Annotated in this window: 3 protein-coding genes and 2 pseudogenes; 4 read left to right on the top strand and 1 reads right to left on the bottom strand. The window is 70.6% G+C overall.

What is annotated here, in order from left to right; genetic code table 11:
- A pseudogene (locus AC2VNT_RS15670) lies at positions 1-317 on the top strand (methylmalonyl Co-A mutase-associated GTPase MeaB); the annotation flags it as partial.
- 9 nt (positions 318-326) lie between these two features.
- On the opposite strand, the gene AC2VNT_RS15665 reads toward AC2VNT_RS15670, so the two are convergent.
- Positions 327-2,057: an AMP-binding protein gene (locus AC2VNT_RS15665; protein WP_486947728.1), complete on the bottom strand. Its 1,731-nt coding sequence runs from the start codon at positions 2,055-2,057 to the stop codon at positions 327-329.
- 228 nt (positions 2,058-2,285) lie between these two features.
- On the opposite strand from AC2VNT_RS15665, the pseudogene AC2VNT_RS15660 reads away from it, so the two are divergent.
- From AC2VNT_RS15660 to AC2VNT_RS15650, 3 genes and pseudogenes are all read left to right on the top strand, one after another.
- A pseudogene (locus tag AC2VNT_RS15660) lies at positions 2,286-2,529 on the top strand (esterase); the annotation flags it as partial.
- Positions 2,530-2,553: 24 nt separating this feature from the next.
- A complete protein-coding gene (locus AC2VNT_RS15655) occupies positions 2,554-3,264 on the top strand; it encodes a thioesterase II family protein (RefSeq protein WP_486947727.1) in 711 nt (236 codons plus the stop codon).
- Between the two features lie 231 nt (positions 3,265-3,495).
- Positions 3,496-4,783: AMP-binding protein (locus tag AC2VNT_RS15650; RefSeq protein WP_486947726.1), on the top strand; the 1,288-nt coding region annotated here is incomplete at its 3' end.

Genomic DNA, 4,783 nt, shown 5'->3' with positions numbered 1-4,783 from the left:
TGATCTATCCGCGCGAAACCAGCTGGCGGCCACCGGTGTTGACGATGAGCGCGATCGAGGGAACCGGTCTGGCCGAGCTGTGGGCGACCGTCGAACGGCACACCCGGGTGCTCACCGAGGCCGGTGAGTTCGAGGACCGCCGACGCGCCCAGCAGGTGGACTGGACCTGGCAGCTGGTGCGCGACGCGGTGCTCGACCGGGTGCTCGCCAACCCGGCGGTGCGGGAGCGGCGTGACGCGATCGAAGACCAGGTCCGGGCCGGGCGGCTCACCCCCGCGCTGGCCGCCGAGCAAATTCTCCGGGCGGCCGACGGCTAACGGCCGCCGTCAGCCGTCCAGCCGGGTGAAACCATTCTGCCGGTACCGCTCGGCGCAGGCCGACCGGCGGATCTTCCCGCTGGTGGTGATCGGCAGCGAGCCGGGCGCTACCAGGACCAGGTCGTCGGCGCGCAGGCCGTGCGTCCGGCTGATCGCCGATGCCACCTCCAGCTTCGTCTCGTCGAGCCGGGCCGCGGCGTCGGCGCCGTCGGCGGTCTTGACCTCGGCTATCGCCCCCCTTCGCCCGCGGTCCTGGCCGGCGACCGCGACCGCCGCCGACCGGCCGCGGGTGATCGCCGAGACGGTCGACTCGATGTCGTCGGGGTAGTGGTTGCGGCCGTCGATGATCAGCAGGTCTTTGATGCGGCCGACGATGAACAGGTCGTCGTCGACGATGACGCCCAGGTCCCCGGAGCGCAGCCACGGCTCGTCCGGGGTGCCCGGGGACGGGTCGACCAGCCGGCCGCCGAAGACCTGCTCGGTCCGCTGCGGATTCTGCCAGTAGCCCTTGGTGACGTTCTCACCGTGCACCCAGATCTCGCCGACCTGGCCGGCCGGCTTCTCGGTCCGCTCCTCCGGGTCGACGATGCGCAGCGTGCAGGCGCGCGGGACGCCGTTGCCGACCAGCTCGACACCGCCCTCTGCGCACCTCTCGGCGTGCCCGGCGGAGAGTTTGTCGTAGTCGAACCGGGCCGTCACCGGGGCCCGGCCCATCGCCGTGGAGGTCACGTAGACGGTCGCCTCGGCCAGGCCGTAGCCCGGGCGGGGCACGGTGTCGGGCAGATGGAACCTGGCGAACCGCTCGGTGAACCGCCGCAGCGTCCCCGGCTGCACCCGTTCGGCGCCGCTGGCGATGCTCAGCACGTCGCCCAGGTCCAGGCCGGCCAGATCGTCGTCGGTGGTGCGCCGCGCCGCCAGATCGAAGGCGAAGTTCGGCGCACCGGAGAACGTCTTCGGGTAGCTGGCCAGCAGCTGCATCCAGCGGGCGGGCTTCGCCAGGAATGCAATCGGGGCCATGATCACCGCGTGCAGCCCGTGGACGATCGGGAAGAACATCCCGAACTGCAGGCCCAGGTCGTGGTAGAAGGGCAGCCACAAGACGACCGTCATCTCCGGTGGCGGTACCTTCCCGGCGTGCTCGAAGAGGTCGGCGCTGACCTGCTCCAGGTTCGCGACGATGTTGCGGTGGGTGACCGCGACGCCGGCCGGGGCTCCGGTGGACCCGGACGTGTACTGCAGCAGCGCCGGCCGGGTGGCCGGGGTCGCCGGCGTGCTGAACCCGTCCGGCGGGTGCAGGTCCAGCGCGTCCAGCTCGATCAGGTCCGGTGCGAGGCCGGCCGACCGGATGGCGGACGCGGTGTCGCCGGCCGCCGCCGAAGTGGTCAGCACCACCACCGGTGCGCAGTCCCGCAGTGCGCCGGCGACCCGCTCGTCGTGCACGCCGAACTGTGGCGCCGGCAGCGGAACCGCGACGAACCCGCCGGCCAGCGCGCCGAGCAGGCCGATCACGTAGTCGAGGCCCTGCGGCGCCAGGATCGCCACCCGGTCACCGGGTGCGCCGTGGGTCGCCAGCTCCGCGGCGACCGCCAGCGTCCGCTGGTGCACCTGGGACCAGGTCAGCGTCTCGCGCAGCCCGGCCGGGTCGACGTCGTAGTCGACGAACGTATAGGCGGCCGCGTCCGGCTGCCGCCGGGCCAGCTCGCCCACCAGCTCCGGAATCGACGTGCGCGTCAACGGCATGACGGTATCCCCGTTCGGTCGCCGGCCCGTTGTGGTAAGCGTGTGGCAAATGCTGTGCATCTCCGCCAGCGAAGCGCTGAATGGTTTCGGTCCGATCACCCACCACCTACCACAGGCCGGTAAGTTCACTGCTGTGGGTGACCTCACCGATGCAGATCACAGGGTAACTACGTGTGGCGGCGGGCTGCCGCGGGGGGTGCACGGCGCGGCCGACCGGCAGTTCGGGTTCGCAGCCTGGCCCGGATGTTCGGGGCGATCGCCAATGGCGGCGAGATCGACGGCATCCGGCCGCTCTCCGTTCGGCTTCGTGCACAACCGGCTGCCGACCCCGTTCGTGGTCGCCGACCAGGCCCGGCTCGTCGGGCTGGACGCGCTGATCCGCCGCGGCGCCACGCTGGCCCGCCGCCGCGGGTTCGGCCCGGTGGCCGCCTTCGGCGCGCCGTCCACCGAGACGGGCTCGGCCGCCGGTTAGCCGGCTGGTCGGTAAGGTGGCCGGGTGACTGCGCACCCGCCGAAGCTCTACATCTTCCCGCATGCCGGCGGCTCGCCGCAGTACTACGTCCCGTTTGCCAACGCGTTCTCCGGTGACATCAAGCGGATTGCGGTCAGATATCCGGGCCGCCGCGGCAACCACGACCTCGGCGCGTTCACCGGGATTCCGGACCTGGCCGAACGGGTGTGCACGATGCTCGCCCCGCTGGACCAGGCCGACGGGCGGGTGGCGTTCTTCGGGCACAGCATGGGCGGGCTGCTGGCGTTCGATATCGCCCGCCGATTCGAGCAGGCCGGGAACCCGGTCGCCGCCCTGTTCGTCTCCGCGGTCGCCGCCCCCGGCCTGGTCGGGTACCAGGACATCCCCGAGTCCGACCGCGGCCTGCTCGATGCGGTCAGCGAGATGACCGGCGCCAACCCCGAGTTTCTGCAGAACGAGGAGTTCGCGGCGAAAGTCCTGCCGACCCTACGTGGATTCAAGGCGATCACCAACTACGACTGCCCGCCCGACGCCACGGTGTCCTGCCCGATCTTCGCCTTCTACGCCGACGGCGACGACATCGCCACCGCCGAGAAGGTGGCGGGCTGGTCGGCGCGCACCACGTCGGAGTTCTCTGCGCGGGTCTTCCCCGGCCATCACTTCTACCTCAACGATCATCTCCCGGAGTTGGTGGCCGACGTCGAGAAGAAGATCCTGGCCTATTGCCGCGGATAAGGCGGGCCCGGCCCGCCGGCGACGGTCGAGTTTCGGTGTGTCGCCGGTGCGATTCATCAACGTCGATCGCCATGACGTAGGGTGCTAACGGCACGGTGATGTGCCGCGGGTGCTTGTCGCCTTAAATCGTCCGTCGATTGTCCGTAGCGGCGTGGACCCGATAACATGGCCGGGTTAGCCGAACCTACGGCAATTAAAGGGGGGCTTTCAGCTAAAATCAGGAGGGGTGCAATGGTGTCGGCGGTCGAGTCTTCCATTCCGGCGCTGCTCAGCGAACGTGTCCGACAACATCCGGACGAGCCGGCGTACACGTTCATCGATTACGAGGTCGACCCCGCCGGTTACGCGGAGACGCTGACCTGGGCGCAGGTCCAGCAGCGCGCGTGGGTGGTGGCCGCGCGGCTGGCGTCCTGCGGAGCTCCCGGTGACCGCGTCGCGATCTGCGCGCCGCAAGGTCTGGACTACATCGTCGGGTTCCTGGGCGCGATGGCGGCCGGGTTCGTCGCCGTCCCGTTGCCGGTGCCGGCGGGTGGTCGACACGACGAGCGGGTCACCGGTGCGCTGAAGGACAGCTCGCCGGTGGCGATCCTGACCACGTCGGCAACCGTCGGCGACGTCGTCTCCTGCTCCGGCGCACTGCCCGGGCCACCGGTTGCGGTGATCGAGATCGACGCCCTCGACTTCTACACCGCGGTGGCCGCCCCCGAGCCGTCGCGCACCAAGACCGCCCTGCTGCAGTACACATCCGGCTCGACCAGCGTGCCCAAGGGCGTCATCGTCTCCCACGCGAACATCCTCGCGAACATCGAGCAGGTGGTGGCGGACTACTGGGAAGACGAAGGCGGCGCCCCACCGCCGGGCACCACGCTGGTGTCGTGGCTGCCCTACTACCACGACATGGGCCTGCTGCTCGGCATCTGCGGCACGATCACCCTGGACCGTCCGGCGGTGCTGATGAGCCCGATCGCGTTCCTGCAGAAGCCGGCCCGGTGGATCCAGCAGTTGGCCAGCCATCCGCACCCGGTCACCGCGGCGCCGATCTTCGCGTTCGAGCTGGCGGCGCGCCGCCCTTCGGACGACGACATGGCCGGCCTCGACCTGGCCGGCGTGCACACCATCCTCAGCGGCAGCGAACGGATTCACGCCGCGACGATCCGCCGGTTCACCGAGCGGTTCGCCCGGTTCAACCTGCCCGCCAACGCGGTTGCGCCGTCGTACGGGCTGGCCGAGGCCATGGTGTATGCCGGCTCCGCGCCCCGCTCGCACCGCCCGGTGATCGTCCGCTTCGACTACGAGAAACTGGCGGCCGGCTACGCCGAACCCTGCGACGACGAGTCCGGGTCCGAACAGGTCAGTATCGGGTTGCCGCGCGCGTGCCCGGTACGGATCGTCGATCCGGAGACGCGGACCGAGAACCCGGCCGGCCGGGTCGGGGAGGTCTGGCTGGGTGGCGGCAACGTATCCAGCGGCTACTGGCGGAAGCCGCAGCAGACCGAGCAGACGTTCGGCGGCCGGATCG

It is taken from the genome of Mycobacterium sp. TH-M15, assembly GCF_057473705.1.
The sequence above is the reverse complement of the archived record's forward strand: the minus strand, read 5'-3'. Positions and strand labels throughout refer to the sequence as shown.